Origin of the sequence: Treponema denticola (genome assembly GCF_024181605.1) — a bacterium.
Lineage (GTDB): Bacteria > Spirochaetota > Spirochaetia > Treponematales > Treponemataceae > Treponema_B > Treponema_B denticola_B.
Window position 1 is genome coordinate 1,890,222 of sequence record NZ_CP054477.1, and the last position, 18,569, is coordinate 1,908,790.

Genomic DNA, 18,569 nt, shown 5'->3' on the forward strand with positions numbered 1-18,569 from the left:
CCATTACTTCAACCGTCAAGCTCCTATCTTCCAGAGGGAAGCAGCTTTTTCTTTGATCCTCTCGTTAAGCTGATGGGTTACTATAAAAACTTTTTTATCATCTAGACTTAAAATAAGGTCTTCGACTCTTTCTATATTTTGAGCGTCTATATTTGCAAAGGGTTCGTCGAAAATTACTACAGGCGTATCCCTCAAGAGGGTGCGCACAAAGCTTAAACGCTTTAACTCACCGCCTGAAAATTTGTTTTCGATGTGGGTAAAATCCATATTTAAGGCTTCATTATTCGCGAATTTTTCCAAGCCTAATTTTTCCATTAAGCCGAATATTTTTTCTTCTGCAATATCTTCGCCTAATGTTAAATTGTTTTTTAAAGTATCATCAAAGAAAACGGCTTCTTGGGCTAAAAACGAAATAAGGTCTGACCTGTTTTTTATGGAATGAATATTTTTTCCATCCAATACTATGTTTCCGCCTTTAGGCTTTAATAGACCTAAAAGAATTTTCATCGCCGTAGATTTTCCGCTTCCGCTTTCTCCGTAAATGATATGTATTCCCTTATCGGTAAATTTTTTATTTACATTTTGAAGAACAGGCAGCTCGCTATAAGAATAACTTACATCATTAAACGATATATCGCCCGAAGAAATTTCAGCTTCAATCTTTTCTTCTTCCGGTTCCTTAACTATCAAGGTCTTATAACCTTCAAGGGTAACCTTACTCATAATAAAGCGGTTCACATACATAGAGATATAATAAACTTGAGACCTTAGCTGTACAACCAAGCCGTTAGCCATCATAAACTCCGCTATGCTTAATTCATTTTTATTAATCATATAAACGCCGTAAAAAGCAACTGCAATTATACTTAATTGAGATGCAAAAAATGAAAGACTCTGTGATGCATCATTTGCTGCTGAAACCGAAAATTGTTTTTTTGCCAGCTTTTCTACCGATTTATTTAAGAGGTTTTGAAAACGGCCTTCGCTTCCGTAATTTTTTATTACCTCAAAGCCTTTTAACCAATCGGAAAATTCTCCCATGTGCTCATTTACGCTTTCTATGGATTCGGATTGAGTTTTATCCAAGAGCTTTTTAAAAACTTGAGGAATAATCGAAGTAATAAAAATAAAAAAGAGCCCCGCAATAGCTAATTTTATATTAACATATAAAAATAAGGCAGAAGCAAAAACCGTTTCCATAAGAATCTGTCCCATTCCATAGAAGGATTGATAGTATATCCCTTCGAGAGAAGGAAGCTGCTGTTGATAATAAGAAATTTTCTTTCCTTCTTCAATATTATAGAATTCTTCATAGTCGGCTTTTACCCAAGAATGGAAAAGACCTTGCCGTAAAAGTTTCAAACGGTTTGTTTTAAATCTTCCGAAAAAATAAGAGTAAAGCCCGTGAGCTCCTCCCCTCACCAGTATTGCAACAAAATATGCAGATACAAAGATAATTATTTTTTCAATATCCTTGCTTACGGCAGCATCGGCTATTTTTCCGCTTAGCCATGAAAAAGCCGTAACGGCCGCTGCCGAAAAAATTAAAAATAGAAGAGCAAAAAATATAAACGATTTTTCAAGATTAGACAGCTTCTTCATATAATCTCCTTTCGGTTGTATCAAATTTATAAATTCGATCAAACATTTTTTTTGTTTCTGCATCTGCAATGTGCGAAATAATTATTACGGTAGAATCCTTTATACCGAAAATTATTTTTTTTACCCGTTCAATATTTTCATTATCTATATTGGCAAGAGGTTCATCGAATATCATTATCGGGCGTTTATGCAAAACAGCTCTTGCAATACTTATGCGCTTTTTTTCTCCGCCTGAAAAACCGTAAGTTTCCCCTATGACGGTTTCTTTTAAATATTTATCTTGCGTGTACTTATTTAAACCTAAGGAATCAAGAACATCTTTTACTCTTTCTTCGCTTATGTCTTTATCTAAAAATAAATTATCCAAGAGATTCATTTTAAAGATATAGGCTTCTTGCTGCTGAATCGAAATTATATCGGCAATATTTTTTATTTTTTTCGGAGCAGCTCCGCCTATTGTAAGCGAACCGGAATCCGGAGCATACATTCCCAAAAGGAGCCGCATTATCGTAGACTTTCCTGAACCCGATTCTCCTAGGATCAAAATTTTTTCGTTTTGCTTAAATGTAAAATCGGTATTATTTAAAACCTTCTTTTCATTATATGAAAACGATAAGTCTACAGCATCAATGTTAAATCCGTTTAAGTTTCCTATTTCGCCTGTTTCCGTTTTAGCATCTATAAATTCAATCATTGCATCACGGACAGGACGGGAAGAAAAGAAAGTCTTTAATAAATTCGCAGTCCAATACATGGGCCTGGACAGAATCCCGATTAGGCTCATTATGGTATAAAACTCTCCGATAGAAAAAACACCTTTATAAACATAATATGCACAATAAGCCGTCATAAGCAAATTAACGATAGCCGATACAAAAAAACTTACCCCTATCTCAAGACAACTTACATTTATAGCATCCATTTGTTTTTTTCTCAAAAATTCGTTTATCTTATCGTATCTGAAAATTATATACTGCTCACAAGAAAAGACTTTTATAATATCAATTCCTTTTAACCAGGTTCTCACGGCTGAAAAATGTTTTTCGACTGCTTCCATCTTTTCCTTTGAAACCTTAGCCAAAATCTTTTTTAAAACAGTCGGAACAATAAGAGGAATCATTAATAAGAGAACAGTAACAATTGCCGCCTGTATATTTATTGTCAAAAGGGTTATTACCGTTACCGAGAATATCAAGGCATTGTCGGTCAAAGCCGTCCAAACATAAAAATACTGACCGCTTATAACATCTATCTTATCCGTATAATCGGCACTTATTTTTCCTTCAGGGATATTGATATATTCTCCCATCGTTTTTTTAAGAAGAGCATCAAAATAAGTTTTCCGTAAATCTGCCTCGGCAGTTACCACAAGTTTCGATTTTACAAGACTGTAAAGATAAGAAAATAAAGAAGCAAAGACCATCGCTCCTAAACACAAGAGCATCAAGGTATAAAGAGAATAAGCGGTTTTCCCTAAGGCCGTATCAAGAAGCTGCCCCTTCCATAGTTGAAGCTTCATCGTAAAAAACAAATCGATTCCGCTTAAAACAAAAAAAAGCACAAAATATACTTTTCGTTTTATGATAAACCTAAACAATTAAGGCCTCCTTTCGTAAGCATAAGCTAACATTCAGAATTATAACAGCTTACATGATTCTTGTCAAGAATTGATTTGAGAATAGAAAAACTATTGACAAAGACAGCTAAATTCCGCATTATATGATTTAGGAATTTTTACACTATGGAAAATGAAAAACAAAAAGAATTTATTTTAAACGGAAACTTGTGGAAAGTTATTTTTGATCTTTCATGGCCTGCCGTTATTGCAATGATTTTACTGGGAGCAAACAATGTGTTGGACGGAATCTTTGTCGGACATTTTGCCGAAGAAGGTGCCTTTGCGGGTATCTCGGTAGCCCTGCCTCCACTCATAACGATAATAGGTTTAGGCATTCTCATCGGCTCGGGAGCCGGAACTCTTTCAAGTATTGCAATCGGTGCGGAAGATAAAAATATTCAAAAAAAGATTTTAGGCAATGTCAATTTTTTGACACTTATAATAAGTGTAATCGTGATGACTTTAGGCTTTCTTTTTTCGGAGCAAACTCTTTTTTTAATGGGCGGCAGAGGCGATGCCCTAATACATGGAGGCAAATACTACCGCACCATTTTATGGGGCACTCCGATTTGGATATATGCCATTGCTCTTAACAACCTCATCCGTTCCGAAGGAAAAATGAAAACCGCAGCGGCAATTATGGGGATAAGCCTGCTTGTAAATGGATGTGCAAATTATACACTTATGGTAATTTTTAATTTCGGCATAAAAGGTGCTGCCATAGGAACAAATATCGGTATGGCAGTACAGGCTGTCATCGATACAGTTTATTTTGCAAAAAAGAAAATCGATTCTCCTGTTTCCATATTTACAATCAGAATGGACGGCGAAATTATATCTAAGATTATTTCGATGGGATTAGCAGGTTTTATAATGCAGTTTATGGGAACGATCCAAATGCTTTTAGTTTTAAATGTATTAAACCACTACGGCTCACAGGACGACATTGCCTTTTACGGAATCATTACCCGCATTTTTTCATTTATACTACAGCCGATAGGAGGTTTCATGTTTGCCCTCTCCCCCATAATAGGAATAAATTTCGGAGCAGATAAGACGGAACGCCTTATTTCAGCCTTTAAGAGATTTGTATTTGCAGCCATTGTTTTGATAGCTCCATTATGGATTTTAATGCTTATCTTTCCTCAAACAGCGGTTTCCTTGATGATGAAAAATCCTCACTTAAATATTCACAATATTTCCTATTTTAGAATTTACATGGCTCTCCTTCCGGTTATGCCCCTAGTATTTTTTGCCCTAGCTTTTTTTCCTGCCGTCAACAAAGGAAAAATCAGTTCAATATTGGGAATTTTACAGCAAATCGTTTTTTACATTCCGGTAATGTTAATCCTTCCTGTATTTACCGGTATTGCAGGGATCTATTATGGTACATTTCTAATTGAAATGTTAAGTGCAATACCCATATCTATTTTGATAATACGGGAATTCAAGCTTTTGAGATCGGGCATCACCAAATGGCAAAAAAATTAAAAATTTATCTATTTTCAAGTAACTTACTTATTGAAAATTTATTTATATGGTAGCCTAACAAAACTACTGAATCATGCTCTTTTTTCCCAATAAAATTCCGCAATACGCATTTTACAGTAAAATTAAACATCTCAAAAATATAGAAGGAGTATGCTATGCGCAAAAAAAATGTGGACATTTATAGTCCTCCTAGAAAAATATTGATATTTGATTTATTAACCAATTTGGCATGGATTTTATCGACCATTTTAACCAACCGCATCGTAGGAAGCTCAGGAAACATTATGAATATCCTCAGCACTAAGGCTTTCGTAGTTATAATGGTTACTTCAATTTTTAATCCTATCCTAAAGTGGAAGTTTTTAATTCCTGCAATAATCAAGCAGCAGAACAACCCGATAAAAGCTCAAAAATATATTTCTTTATATGTAAAAATTACATTTGCCATACCGGGAATGATTGCTTTTTTCGGGCCGTTTTTTACTTCGCTGGAATCCGGTCTAATTTCTCAAACAAGAACATTCATCTCATATATGAGTATAACTATGGGAAATATGTTCTTAATGGGAACATTTTTCGGTTCTTTTATGATAAGGGCATTGGAAAAATGGGCAGCTTTTTTACCTTTTGAAGAAAAGCATTTAGACCTTTCGATGACACGAAGAACTGCAATCATAAGTATTTTAAGTATTCTATCAACTTCTTTTTTTGCAATAGCGCCTTTAGTTAGGACACAAAGCGATGATATTTATATGCAGCTTTTGACAAAGGTCCTTCCGCTTTTTATCTATGGAATAAGTCTTTCAATAATAAATATAGTTCTTATAACCAAGTCGACCAAAAAGAAAATATCAAACCTACAAGCTGCAATAAAAAATCTATCTTTAGGAAATTATCATCAAGATTTTCTTATGGCAGATTCACGGGACGAAACAGCTCTTTTAATAAAAGATTTTAATATACTTTTAGACTTTAATAAGAATTTTTTTAATGATGTAAAAGCTTCAAGTCAAACCTCACAAGATATTGCCCATAACCTTTTATCGAATATGACAACAGCTTCAAATGTAGTGGATCAAATTACTGGAAATATTTCTTCAATAAACAACAGTATTCAAAACCAATCATCGGGAGTTTTGCAAACTCAATCCACTCTGGAGCAAATTGCAAGAAATCTTGAACAACTTGATAAAAATATTATAAACCAATCTTCGGCTGTAACAGAATCTGTTTCCGCTATTGAAGAGATGACGGCAAATATAAAGTCAATTACCTCAGTTCTAAAAAACAACTTAGGTTCTATGGAAGAATTAAATATCGCAGCCGAAAAGGGAAGAAAATCCATTTCGGAAACAAACGAATTTGTTAAGTCCTTAAGCGAAAAATCCGAAGGCCTTTTAGAAACTACTTCGGTCATACAAAACATAGCCAGTCAAACAAACCTTCTGGCTATGAATGCAGCCATTGAAGCCGCTCACGCAGGAGAAGCGGGAAAGGGTTTTGCCGTTGTTGCCGATGAAATACGAAAACTCGCTGAAGAGTCCGGCACTCAGGGCAAGGTAATTACCACCGTTTTAACGGAATTAAAAAATCAGATAGAAGAAGTAACCAAATCTTCTCTTATGGGCGAAACACAGTTTACGGAAGTAATGCATATTCTTAGCCTTGTCAACAACAGAAACAGTGAAATAATGAATGCTATGAATGAACAAGACACCGGCAGTTCTCAAATTCTTGCAGCAATAAAAAATATTATGCAGATAACCTCTGAAGTCAGAAGCGGTTCGGAAGAAATGCTTATAGGAAACACCGAAGCCGGAAAAGAAATGACAAGGCTTGTAGACATTTCTAAGAGCATAAGCAATAACATGAATGAGATCAATCAAAAATCGGAGCTTATTGCAAGCGAGATAGACAGAGCTATGAACATGACCGAAGAAAACAAGCAGGCCGTTTCTAAAATATTTTCATATCTGGAAAAGCTCGTTATATAAAGTTTTGCCGGTTTGAGGATTAAAAGTATGAATAAACAATTTATTTTAACCAACGAACAAAGAAAATATCTGGGCTTAAATCCGATTGAAGATCACTGGGAAGTAATGAATATAAAAGGCACCCTCTATTACTTTGACGGCGATGTTATCAAAAAAGAAATATCGGCATCGGATTCTGAAGGCGAGGCTTTTTATTATAAAGAAAACGAGCTTAATATTGAAACTGCCGAAAACAGAACTATTGTACTGCCTAAAACGGCAAAAGGAAAACCGAAAAAATTAAACTTTACGGCAACTCAATCATTTAGAGGAATAGGCTTATATTTTTCATTTGGAAGCAGACATGTTTGCATAGGAAACTACACCACACAAAAAACATATTATTCCGAAAGGTTGGAAGAAAGCAAGGCTTCCGCTCTCAATTCTTGGATTGAAAAATGGATAAAGGAAACATCGAAAGAAGATTTAGCCGATTTGGAAAATTTTAAAAATGAAAAAAGAGAGCATCAAAAATATAAGGAAGGGGATATCTTTGCTTTTAAAATAGGAAGACGGCAATACGGCTTCGGTAAAATTTTAATCGATATTGTTAAGTTAAGAAAAACACCCGAATTTAAAAAGAATAAAAACTACGGTCTTAACAATTTGATGGGAACAGCTTTAATTGTAAAGGTCTATCATAAAATAAGCGACAGCATCAACATTGATCTTGATGAATTGGAAAAAAACTTATCCCTCCCTGCACAGCCCCTTATGGATAACAATATCTATTACGGCGAATATAAAATTATCGGAAACAGAAAAGTTACGTATCAAGACTTAAATGATGCTCCGATATCGACAAGCGAGAGTATAAATTATCAGGACAGAGATATTGCCTATCTTCAATACGGCTTGATATATAAAGAAATGTCTTTAAAAGAATATGCTCTATACGAGGATGAAGATTGGTATCATAAAAATTACAGAGCGGAATTAATAGGTTGTTTCTTGGAGATAGACAAATTGGAAGAATGTATAAAAGCAAAATCCAATGCTCCATTTTATCCCGCAGCCGGCGGCAGCTTAAATAATCCGGCAAACAAAAAAGATAAAAATGCAATTTTCAAAGCCTTCGGTTTGGACGGCGATCTGGATTATGAAGGGAATTTAAAGCTGTCACATGAAAACTAATCACCCTACTCCCGACAATATTGAATTTAAAGAGATTACTCCCGATAATTGGAGAATAATCAATTCTCTTTCCGTAAAAAAAGAACAAAAAAATTTTGCAGCCTCAAATGTTACAATCCTTGCAAGAGCCTTTGTTTACAGAAAAGAAAATGCAAAATGATATTGAGAAAGATTTATAAATCAACAACTCTGATGCTCTGCATCGAGGTTGTTGATTTGAAAAATTTGATACTATTTAAAGCCATTGACATTCGGCCGATAGCATTACCGGCATAAAATCCTATTACAATACTTCCTGCACCGACTGATTGCAACGTGCACCACACCACACATTTTGCCTGTTCGGTTTCACCGCTTTACCGCCATGGACGGCGGTGGTTCCATTCTTGCGATGTTTTGCCGTTAGGCAAAACTCGAAACTCAAAATCGGACACGGATGTCCGATTTTGAGTACCTCTCCGCCAAAATGTGTGAACTTAAGGCAGACAAGCCAGCCGAAAGCCAAGAAAGACAAAGCTGTAGTCGGGGTAGCCGTTGTTCCGATTACCGACGACGCAGCTCCCCGCGTAATCGCCCCAGCTACCGCCGCGTATGACGCGGTTATCACCGGATGCAGCACCCTGCGGGTCAACTACAAATCCGCCGGATGTATAAGCAGCATCATTTGCTCTAGGATCATTATCATACCCATCAAAACACCATTCCAATACATTCCCGCTCATATCGTGTAAGCCTAGTGCATTCTTCCGTTTTTCCCCTGCAGGATGGGTCTTACTGTCTGAATTATCACCACACCACGCAACCGCTTTTGTCTCATCCGCATTATTCCAGTCAGCTTTTGCTCCGCTCGCGCTGTTCAGTTTGGTAAGCCATACTTCTCCGTATTTGTCAGCATTGGTGTTGTCGCTTCCCTGCCACCGAGCTGCATACTCCCATTCCGCTTCCGTCGGAAGGCGATACCCTTTCTTCCTCATATCGGCAGATGCATTATCGCAGGCATCTCCGTCCGTTGCGTCTTTTAATACGACGGTATGATCGTCCTTTTTGCGGTAGACGCATTCCCCCTCCCCTTTGATTTTCTGGGTATACGCATTGCACCATACAATACAGTCTCGCCAGCTTACACTCGTTACTGGCTCTTCTTCAGTCCCGCTTCCATCTTTACCTTTTACTCCTGCATTGGCAAACTTGTATCCATTCGCAGGCTGTGTCGCCCAATCGTATACCTCTTTCCACAGTTTATACGGCACTTCCGTTTTGCCAAGCTTATAAGGGCTCAATTTTACCTTCCGCCCTGCGCGGAATACCCCTTTCCAATACTCCTCTCCCATTCCCGGCAATGTATATGTCGGATCTTTACCGGTAATCCCCGCTGCAGGCGGACTTATTTTTATAAAGCCGTCGCCTGTATCTTCAAAACTACCGACATCGCCGGAAGGTGGTGTAGATGGTGTTCCGCCCACCGGCTTAAACGTTACATTCACCGTTGTATCTGCGCTTATCTTTACCACTGCGACGTTGCTACCAGCCTTGCTACCGGACTGTAGTGCACTATGCGGCGTTACCGTCCACGTGTCTACCTTATAACCTGTATTTGCCGTTGCTGTAATCGTCAATTCCTGACCCTTTGCCACCTTCTTATCCGTCGGAACTTCAGGCGCTACCGTTACCTTCCCGTTACTGCCTGCACTAACCGTTACCTCATACTTTTCCTCCCTGCTGCTATTCCCCTGCACCTATTTACAGCCTCCTATCATCATCGCAGCAAGCAGCAGCACTGCTACACCTAAACCTAAGAGCTTTCCGCTCTTTTCCTTCATTTTCATACAAAAACCTCCTCTGTATGTGTAATTATAGGGTATATAATAACAAAAAGCAAGAGCATTGTTTTAAAAACAAAATTCCGGCTAATCCTTTTACAGATTAGCCGGAAAGTTTTAGCAATTAAAAGATTAAGGCAGAACGGCAAACAGCTTTTCCGCCTTAGCCAACCTATACCGCTTTTAGATAAAAATCCGTTTCCGTAGTGCGGAGATCCTTGACGGTTATCTGTCCTTCTTAATTTGATCAAGCCATTTGAGCGTCATCTTTTTGCCGAGTCCCGCTTAAAACCGAGCAGCCCACTCGGCAAGCTCAGTCTTATTCAGCGGCCCATTCAGCAACTTACCTTCGATAATAGTTGCTTTCGGAGCACTCGGCTGTAAGTTGGCTACAGCTTTGCCAAAACCGCTTCCGCCCGATATGGCAAAAAAACGATCTTCTTACCGGCAAAATCATAACGTTCAAGAAAGGTATTGATGATTGTCGGATAAAAAATTACACCACTTGAAAAAAAATACATTATGATTTACATTTTAAGTGAAGTAATCGATAATCAGATAATAAAGAGGTGACATTATGAGTAATAAAAACTCTAGTACATCAGTTAAAAATCTAGAAGATTTAATTGAAAATAATAATAAAACGGGTATATTTAAAGAGATCATAGAACAACATGAAATGTTTTTAAAAGAATTCCCCTTACAACGGCTTGAAAAGCTAGAACTAATAGAATATACGAATTTAAATAAATCAGATTCTTTTTGTTATTGGGTTGAATATAAACTAAATAAGCTTGGAGCAATAGGAGGTTACAATGCCTATAAATTCGGGATATTCAGATCTAATGAATCCAATACACTATCCAGTGATAATCGTTTCAGCCATAATGATAAATATTCATGGAGATCAAAATACGGAGAAACAGTTGATGAAGTATTTAAGAATATAAGAAATAATATAGTTTTAATTGCCAAAGCTGCCCAAAGTGGTGAATATGAAAAAATAGACAACATTGACATAGATAATATGTTCAAATGGAAAGTAGCATTTTTATATTCAAATATGAAGTTATTACATATTTATAAGATAGACACTCTTCGATACCTTGCTGAGAAATATAAAATGGAAAATGCGAAAAGTGCTAAGATATCTGAAATTCAAAGATTCCTTATTAGTAGTTATAATGGTAAAAATTTATATGAATATGGTGAAAAACTTTGGAAAGAATGGGTAAACTTTGACGAAAACAACAAAACTGAAATAGAATTGCATGAACAGAACTCTTATGCACATACTAATATAAAAAAATATGTACAATTACTTAAAACAAAAAAGAACATCATCCTACAAGGTGCACCGGGTACAGGAAAAACATACGCTACAGCTAAAATTGCTCTCTCACTAATAGGAGAAAAAATAGATTATTCCAATCATTATAAAATAATGGAAACATATCAAAAATATGTTGATGAAGGACAAATTGCCTTTGTCACATTCCATCAATCAATGGATTATGAAGATTTTATTGAAGGATTAAAACCTCAAATTTTAAAAGATGAACAAGATAATCTGACTGGTATTAATTATATTGTTGAAGACGGTATATTTAAAAAGATATGTAAGGCAGCAATTGGAAACTATTCTAATAGTAAAAAAACGCTAGAACAGTTAAACAATGATATAATGATTAAAAATATCCACACATATCTTAATGAATTGGATATATTTGAAAGACTTTATGATTCCATAATTAGAGATATCAAAAATGGTAGTATTACAAATTATCAATTTGCCAATAGTAAAAATATCCCCATTAGTTGGGATGAAGATCGAAAAAGAATTGTCTTTAGAGAACAAGCAGCTAGAACAGAAAAAAAAGAAAATATTAAACTTTTGTTTGAATATTTTATTAGTAATAATATTAGCGATGTATCATCATACAATAAAGATCAATGGTTTAAATTAATTTCAAACTTAACTGCTGGAAATACAAAAACCATTGATTATATAGAATACGGATGGATAATAACTGAACTAATTACTCGTTTTAATAAAAACGAATATAAAGATGATTTACAAAATAACCATAATAGAGCAACTGATACAGTCATGAAACAAAATTATATTCTCATCATCGATGAAATTAACCGAGGCAATATCTCAAAAATATTCGGAGAATTGATTAGCTTACTGGAAGCAGATAAAAGATTAGATGCATCACATCCGATAACATTACAGCTTCCATATTCAAAAGAAAAATTTGCCGTCCCTCCTAATGTGTATATTATAGGCACAATGAATACTACTGACCGCAGCACAGGATCAATCGATTATGCTCTCCGTAGACGTTTTGCCTTTATTACCCTCAAATCGGATAAATACGCTATCAAAGATTTTTATGACAATAATATAAGTAATAAAAATAATCTTCTAAAAAATAAAGCACTCGAAATGTTTAATAAAATAGAAACTTTTATTAAAGAGTATAAATCCGAATTGGATTTTGATGATTTAATGCCAGGTCATAGTTATTTTATGGCAAACACGGAAGAAGAATTACAGCAAAAAATAGAATATGAAGTAGAACCGCTATTGCAAGAATACTATAAAGACGGCTTACTTTTAAAATCATTCAGTTCAAATGAAACAAACTAAAGTTTTATATTTTAAAGAACATCAAGCTCCTCATCAAGAATCGGAAGATGAAAAAATATTATTTCAGGAGGTACGAGAGCTTGCTCAAAAAGAAAATTCTGAGATTAAATTTTTAGGAAATCCCAAAATTGATGAAGAACCTGCCTATCTAGGCATTAATTGGAACATAACGGCAAGCTACTATATCGGAACCTGCTGGTTAATAGAGAATAAAATAGCAGTTGCAGTCAGCCCGAAAATTCAGGAGCTTGATTATTTGGCCATGCTTGATGCAGCCTTTTCAATTGAAAGCAGCAATGAAATAGCATATTTTTCAACCTGTTACGGTATTGATTTTAATAAATCTTTAATCAAACTTAATCAAGAAATGTCAAACTATCTTACACCGCTTCTAATTACACAGTTTGTTGCATTAGTTGAAAAAATAGTACACAAGGGCTTAAAAAAAGGATATGTGTACAAAGAAGAAAATCTTACCGGTAAAATAAAAGGGCGAATATCAATTTCAAAAAATATTAAGGGAAATATTTGTAAAAAACGGCTTTATAAGAATATCTGTATCTTCCAGGAATTTACTCATGATATTCCGGAAAATCGGTTATTAAAAAAAGCTATTCTCTTTTGCAAGAAAATACTTGCACATAATAAAAGCCTTCAAGCTCATTCTATAGGAAAGAAATTACAAGAAAGGCTTACACGTATATTAACTAGCTTTGAATCTGTTTCCGATTATATTAACGTTACCGAAATAAAATATTTCCGTACAAACACCTTATTTTTTCATTACAATTCTGCCTTAAAATTAGCCAAAATCATTTTACGCCGTTATGATTATGCTATCAGTAATACAGTAAAATCAGAACAGGAAACACTGCCCTATTGGATTGATATGTCCCGCCTATATGAATTGTATGTATATAAAACGCTTGTTGATAGATATGGATTAGACACTATCTGTTTTCAGGTAAAAGGACACGGAAAAACCGCAGTAGATTTTATCAAAAAAGATGAACAGCTGATTATTGATGCAAAATATAAACCCCGCTATCGTGATTCAAATGCAAACATGCTTGAAGATATACGTCAAATAAGCGGTTATGCCAGAGATAAAAAAATACTTAAAGCACTTGGAGTTAATTTAGACGAAAACACCGAAATAAAATGTCTTATCATCTATCCGGAACCTCAAAAACTTAATTCAGAGATTACTGAAGATAATGAAGAGAATGATGAAGACTGTACAACATTTGAATCTAAAAATAATCAAAGTATAATTGAGCAAGCGGCTAACATTACATGGTTTAGAAATTTTTATAAGATAAGAATTCCATTACCTACCATAAACTCAATTTAACTTTTTACTTTACTTACACTAAAAAAGACCATTTTTTAAACTTGTAATACACAAAGTTTACCTCCGCTCTATATATTGCAGGTTTCTAATTTCATTACACAATTCTTTTCCATATGAGCTGAGAGAGCCGTAGTTAGTAATCAAATTCATAGAACTATTTTCATTCATCAATTCCGGAAAGAATTTTTTATATTGACCTGATTCATATAAAAATCCGGGATTAAAATCTGCAGGTTTTGCTTCAGGCGCACCGCTATAATATCTTGCCGTAAAATTTTTAGACAATTTATTTGTTTCATTGCTAAAATAACGCAGCTCTGTTTTTCGCCATGTTCTAATATCATATAAGAAAAAATCATTTTGAGCATAAACGGTAACAAGCTGATTTTGCTCAGTTATTATACCGTTATATACAACTCCGTTTATAGTCTTTGATACATTTTTGTTTACAGGATATACAGGCCCATATATCTCTTTCACCTTACCATAATTATCGGAAGGAATAAGAACTAAATCGGCATCCCGAATATCGATAAGATTAAATATAGAATTCATACCGCCTCTGATAAAAGTTATTTCTATAATTTCAGGCCCATACTTTGAAGCGCTAAGTTCATACCTTATTGCACTCCTTATTCGATCCTCATCATTGTAATTATTATCCGGTTTCACAATAGCGAGTCTAATTGTAAGCTTACGGTTTACTTCCGCAATTTCTCTTGAAGCTATTCCCGGAATTATTTTTTCCGCTTTTTTAAAAGAGGTTTTTGCCTGGCGGAAAGCGGTATAATCTTTTAGCTTTAAGTTATAAGTACCTTCTTCGATGTAAAGATATGCTGCCTTTTCTTTTGCAAGCCGGCTTTTTTCCAAAGAGCCCTTATATCCCGGAATCCATGAATTTGAAAGCATATAGTATTCGGATGCTTGAAGAAGATTATCCGGCTTATTTGTATAAGCAAGAGCTTCGGCCGCATTATAAGCCGTCTCTGCACCCAGCGAATTTATCTCATTATCCAGATGGCGGGAATATTTTTTTGCACGTTTTAAATTCTCCAATGCCTTAGAAATATTTTTAGGATCGTTCCCCGGCATCTTCACAATGCGTAAAGCTTCATTGTAAAGAGCTTCCGTTGCTCTAGTATAAGCCGTATCTTTTAGGCTGCTATAATCTTTAGCTTCAAAGACCGCAAATTCTTTTTTTCCCTGTAGACCTTCGGGATACATTCTTTGAAGAGTAGAAATACGGCTATAAAGCAGCATCCAATCGGAAATATTATCTGCAATATCGGCATAGTATATATCGTATCTTTCGGCCTTGCTAATCATATCCATAATCGACCGCTCAGCCTTAGAGACCTCAGTGTTATAAACCCTTATGTAATCATCAGATACATTGCCGCCAATAAGGAGGTCGGCAGCGGATATAGCCCTTTGAACAGGAGTCGAACCGTGAATATACATACTAGCGCAGCCTGTCAACAAAGCAAACAGACTCACCAAAATTAAAAATAAAGAAAACAGTTTAATAGATTTCATATATACATTATATTAAAAAAATAATGATTAGTATACTACCGTTGAAAATCGGACATCCGTGTCCGATTTTCAACTTCGAGTTTGCGGCAAGCACAAACTCGCCAAGCATAGAAACACCGGCATCCATGCCGGATTATGAAACGTGCATACTTAGTCTTTTTTTCAATTTTAGGTTTCAAACTAGTTATCAGGGTATTCTAATTACATAAAAAATATGCTATTATATAAAGATAAAGGGGGTAGAATATGAGTTATAGCACATTAGAAAAAGAATTGAAAACGCTGCCGGAAGAATATCTTGAATCTGTGGCGGAATATATTGAACTATTAAAGTATAAGATTTCCTTTTTAAATCAAAATCGCCTTTCAAAAAAAGCTCCTATTATAGGACTTGCAGAGGGAAAATTTCCAATACCTGATGACATAAACGCATATGATGACGAAATAAGTGATATGTTTGGAGGAACATTTGGATAAGCTAAGCCTTAAAGCGAATTTATCTTGCCTGTATATAAAACCAAGTCATGTGATTGCTCTTGGAACACTTACTTATTCTAAAAATGCACCAAAATTGCACAATGATCCTTTTGATCGCATGTTAATTTGCCAAGCAAAAGTAGAAAATATGTTTCTCATGACTCATGATTCATTAATCCCATATTATAATGAAGATTTTATATTAACAGTTTAATAAATTAATGATTGGAAATCAAAAAATATAATAAAACTTGATTACATAATTAAGGAGAAGCAAGATGTTGGACAGTAAAGGCTTTGACCTATGGTCAGATAATTACGACTCACAAGTAGAAATATCAGATGAAGAAAATGTTTATCCCTTTGCCGGCTATAAAAAAGTTCTAAGTACGGTATACGAAAAGGTTCGCAAGCAAAATCCTAAAAATATTTTGGACATAGGATTCGGCACAGGTATTTTAGCAAAAAAACTTTATGACGACGGATATAATATTTACGGAATAGACTTTTCAAATGAGATGCTAAAAAAGGCAAAACAAAAAATGCCTAATGCAGAACTTTTGCAATTTGATTTTACCGATGGTCTCCCTAAGGAATTTGAGCAAAAACAATTCGATGTTATACTCAGTACCTATGCAATTCATCACATAGATGACGAAGCAAAAAAATTATATATTCTGAAGCTGTTAAAATCCTTAAACCCAAAGGGTATTCTTATCTTCGGCGATGTTGCATTTGAAACGGAAAAAGATATGGAAGCTGCAAGAAAAAAAGACTATGAAGAATGGGATGATGAAGAATATTATTTAATTGCCGAAAGATTTAATTTATGGTTTCCGTATCTAAAAACGGATTTTATAAAAATATCTTATTGTTCCGGTGTATGTACAATTTATAAGGAATAGCAATGCAAGACTGGATTAAATATCGAATACCTAAAACACTTTTGGATAATAAAAATAAAAACATTAAAATCGAAGAATTTAATGAATCTGAACACAAAGATATTATTCCTCAAATATATGCCGATGCCTTTTGCGATAAGGCATGGGAAAGTGATTGGTATAAAATAGATCTTTTTAATCCCGCCTCTTGTTTTCTTGCAAAATATAATGAAGAGTACACAGGTTTTATTATTTCTTTTATAAAAGAAAATTCGGCTTACATCAGTGTTATTGCGGTTCTAAAAAAATATCAAAAATGCGGAATCGGAATATCTCTTATAAATAGAGTTATAAATTATTTTAAAAATCAAAATTTGGAAATTTATTTTGATGTCGAATCAAAAAATAAAACGGCAATAAATTGGTACAACAAGCGCGGATTTGTTCAAATTATTTAGGAAAAAAATATGGAGGTATGATAGACAGTTCGGCAGAAATTCAACCTCACTGTTTATCTACCGAGTTTTGTACTCAAAGTACAAAACATCGTACTATTATATATGTGTGCTTTTATAGCACACACTTGAAAAAACTTTTTTCATGATTTGATAATCCTTGCAAAAAGTTTTTATGGAGTAAAAAATGAAAACAAAAGATATTGAAACGGAAAGGCTAATTTTACGCAGTATGACACTTGACGATGCGGATTTTGCAGCAAAGCTTTGGGGTGATCCGGAAAACGGGAAGTATCTTGCAGATGAACCGTATAAAAACGGTGATGAACTTAGAAAGGTAATTTATGATATTGACGAATGGGAAGATGAATATCCTTTTATTGCTGTTTGTAAAAATACGGGAGAACCCGTTGCAACCTGCTGCTTAGGGACGGAAGGGCCAAAAGATCATTGGGGCTTCGGCTATACGGTAAAAAAAGGCTTGTGGGGTCAAGGGCTTGCGACCGAGATGGTAAAAGCTTTGATAAATTTTGCATACTCGTTAGGCGTGCGTAATTTTTATTGCACAGTTGCAAAAGAAAATAAAGCCTCGTGCCGAGTAATGGAAAAATGCGGATTAAAAATAAAAGAGACAAAAGCATTTAAAAAACGCGGTACGGATATGGAGTTTGAATCCAATATTTATACAATGACCATGGAGTAACCTATAAAAATGGAAGTCTTAATCTTGGTTTAAATCCTGAGGGCGATTGGATATAATCCCCGTTACTCCTTTTTTGATAAGGACCTCGGCTTTTTCTTTATCGTCAACAGTCCAACACCAAGATTCTTTATCTTTCTTTTTCGTAAAGCATTTATAAGAAGGCTTTAAAATATCCGGCCTACAAAATAGAAGACCCCTGCCCTTTTTTAAAAAAAAGAGATTATCGGGATGATTATCATAGATTAAGGCCGTAGGAATATCCGAACATATCTTTGAAAAATATCTTATAGCAAAGGGATTAAAAGAAGAAACCAAAAACCTGTGAGGATTTTCAGGCAGAACTTTTAAAATATCCTTTAAAACCTGATAAGTTTTTTCTACAACGCCCTTATATTTTAGGTTATCTATTTTTATTTCTATATCGACATAGATATCGGAGCCTAGAAGTTTTAGGACATCATAAAGTAAAGGAATTTTTTCGCCTTCATATTCTTTTGAAAACCAAATACCGAAGTCATATTTTTGTAATTCTTCCCAAGATAAATCTTCAACTTTTAGATCAGGAGCTTCAATAATCTTTCCGTTTTCATAAATTCTTCCTGTACGCTTAATTGAGGAATCATGAATAACCGCAAGTTCTCCGGTTTTGGTTAAATGCACATCCAGCTCCACTCCGGGGATTCCCAGCTCTACAGCCTTTTTAAATGAGGCAATCGTATTTTCAGGAGCTAAACTTGAAACTCCTCGATGACCAAAAAGAAGAGGCCTTTTTGCATTAGGCAAAATTTTTTTATGCATATTCCTTT

The 18,569-nt window shown here is 34.9% G+C and carries 15 protein-coding genes and 2 pseudogenes; 11 read left to right on the forward strand and 6 right to left on the reverse strand.

Going from position 1 to position 18,569, the window contains the following annotated elements:
- Positions 1-15 precede the first annotated feature (15 nt).
- Together E4N80_RS08830 and E4N80_RS08835 are read right to left on the reverse strand one after the other, a co-directional pair.
- Positions 16-1,602 carry an ABC transporter transmembrane domain-containing protein gene (locus E4N80_RS08830; RefSeq protein ID WP_253698908.1) on the reverse strand — a complete coding sequence of 529 codons (1,587 nt, stop codon included), beginning with the start codon at positions 1,600-1,602 and terminating at the stop codon, positions 16-18.
- Positions 1,586-3,199, reverse strand: a complete 1,614-nt coding sequence (locus E4N80_RS08835) for an ABC transporter transmembrane domain-containing protein (RefSeq protein ID WP_253698909.1) — start codon at positions 3,197-3,199, stop codon at positions 1,586-1,588. The genes E4N80_RS08830 and E4N80_RS08835 overlap by 17 nt, the downstream gene beginning before the upstream one ends.
- 144 nt (positions 3,200-3,343) lie before the next feature.
- Between E4N80_RS08835 and E4N80_RS08840 the strand changes: the two genes are divergently transcribed.
- From E4N80_RS08840 to E4N80_RS08855, 4 genes and pseudogenes are all read left to right on the forward strand, one after another.
- Positions 3,344-4,711, forward strand: a complete 1,368-nt coding sequence (locus E4N80_RS08840) for an MATE family efflux transporter (RefSeq protein ID WP_253698910.1) — start codon at positions 3,344-3,346, stop codon at positions 4,709-4,711.
- A gap of 155 nt (positions 4,712-4,866) precedes the next feature.
- Complete coding sequence (locus E4N80_RS08845) at positions 4,867-6,705, forward strand: methyl-accepting chemotaxis protein (RefSeq protein WP_253698911.1); 1,839 nt, start codon at positions 4,867-4,869, stop codon at positions 6,703-6,705.
- A gap of 27 nt (positions 6,706-6,732) precedes the next feature.
- Positions 6,733-7,878 carry an immunity 26/phosphotriesterase HocA family protein gene (locus E4N80_RS08850; protein ID WP_253698912.1) on the forward strand — a complete coding sequence of 382 codons (1,146 nt, stop codon included), beginning with the start codon at positions 6,733-6,735 and terminating at the stop codon, positions 7,876-7,878.
- Positions 7,868-8,035 (forward strand): annotated as a pseudogene (locus E4N80_RS08855) (GNAT family N-acetyltransferase); the annotation flags it as partial. The gene E4N80_RS08850 and the pseudogene E4N80_RS08855, both read left to right, overlap by 11 nt.
- 319 nt (positions 8,036-8,354) lie before the next feature.
- On the opposite strand, the gene E4N80_RS08860 reads toward E4N80_RS08855, so the two are convergent.
- Complete coding sequence (locus E4N80_RS08860) at positions 8,355-9,614, reverse strand: SUMF1/EgtB/PvdO family nonheme iron enzyme (protein WP_253698914.1); 1,260 nt, start codon at positions 9,612-9,614, stop codon at positions 8,355-8,357.
- Positions 9,615-9,983: 369 nt separating this feature from the next.
- A pseudogene (locus E4N80_RS08865) lies at positions 9,984-10,186 on the reverse strand (flavodoxin); the annotation flags it as partial.
- 89 nt (positions 10,187-10,275) lie between these two features.
- Here E4N80_RS08865 and E4N80_RS08870 point away from each other — a divergent pair.
- Both E4N80_RS08870 and E4N80_RS08875 read left to right on the forward strand, forming a co-directional pair.
- On the forward strand, positions 10,276-12,354 hold the full coding sequence (locus E4N80_RS08870; protein ID WP_253698915.1) for an McrB family protein: 2,079 nt from the start codon (positions 10,276-10,278) through the stop codon (positions 12,352-12,354).
- A complete protein-coding gene (locus tag E4N80_RS08875) occupies positions 12,341-13,708 on the forward strand; it encodes an McrC family protein (protein WP_253698916.1) in 1,368 nt (455 codons plus the stop codon). Before E4N80_RS08870 ends, E4N80_RS08875 begins: the two co-directional genes overlap by 14 nt.
- A 57-nt stretch (positions 13,709-13,765) precedes the next feature.
- Here the strand turns inward: E4N80_RS08875 and E4N80_RS08880 are convergent, their stop codons facing one another.
- On the reverse strand, positions 13,766-15,244 hold the full coding sequence (locus tag E4N80_RS08880; protein ID WP_253698917.1) for a hypothetical protein: 1,479 nt from the start codon (positions 15,242-15,244) through the stop codon (positions 13,766-13,768).
- 246 nt (positions 15,245-15,490) lie between these two features.
- Between E4N80_RS08880 and E4N80_RS08885 the strand changes: the two genes are divergently transcribed.
- From E4N80_RS08885 to E4N80_RS08905, 5 genes are all read left to right on the forward strand, one after another.
- Positions 15,491-15,721, forward strand: a complete 231-nt coding sequence (locus tag E4N80_RS08885) for a DUF2281 domain-containing protein (RefSeq protein WP_253698918.1) — start codon at positions 15,491-15,493, stop codon at positions 15,719-15,721.
- Positions 15,714-15,935, forward strand: a complete 222-nt coding sequence (locus E4N80_RS08890) for a PIN domain-containing protein (RefSeq protein ID WP_253698919.1) — start codon at positions 15,714-15,716, stop codon at positions 15,933-15,935. The genes E4N80_RS08885 and E4N80_RS08890 overlap by 8 nt, the downstream gene beginning before the upstream one ends.
- A gap of 64 nt (positions 15,936-15,999) precedes the next feature.
- Entirely contained in the window at positions 16,000-16,626 is a 627-nt protein-coding gene (locus E4N80_RS08895; protein WP_253698920.1) for a class I SAM-dependent methyltransferase, read from the forward strand.
- A 2-nt stretch (positions 16,627-16,628) separates the two neighbouring features.
- Entirely contained in the window at positions 16,629-17,063 is a 435-nt protein-coding gene (locus E4N80_RS08900; RefSeq protein WP_253698921.1) for a GNAT family N-acetyltransferase, read from the forward strand.
- Between the two features lie 184 nt (positions 17,064-17,247).
- The gene (locus E4N80_RS08905) at positions 17,248-17,763 is read left to right on the forward strand and encodes a GNAT family N-acetyltransferase (protein WP_253698922.1); all 516 of its coding nucleotides are present in this window, start codon (positions 17,248-17,250) and stop codon (positions 17,761-17,763) included.
- Positions 17,764-17,781: 18 nt separating this feature from the next.
- Here the strand turns inward: E4N80_RS08905 and E4N80_RS08910 are convergent, their stop codons facing one another.
- Complete coding sequence (locus E4N80_RS08910; RefSeq protein WP_253698923.1) at positions 17,782-18,561, reverse strand: glycerophosphodiester phosphodiesterase; 780 nt, start codon at positions 18,559-18,561, stop codon at positions 17,782-17,784.
- Between the last annotated feature and the right edge of the window lie 8 nt (positions 18,562-18,569).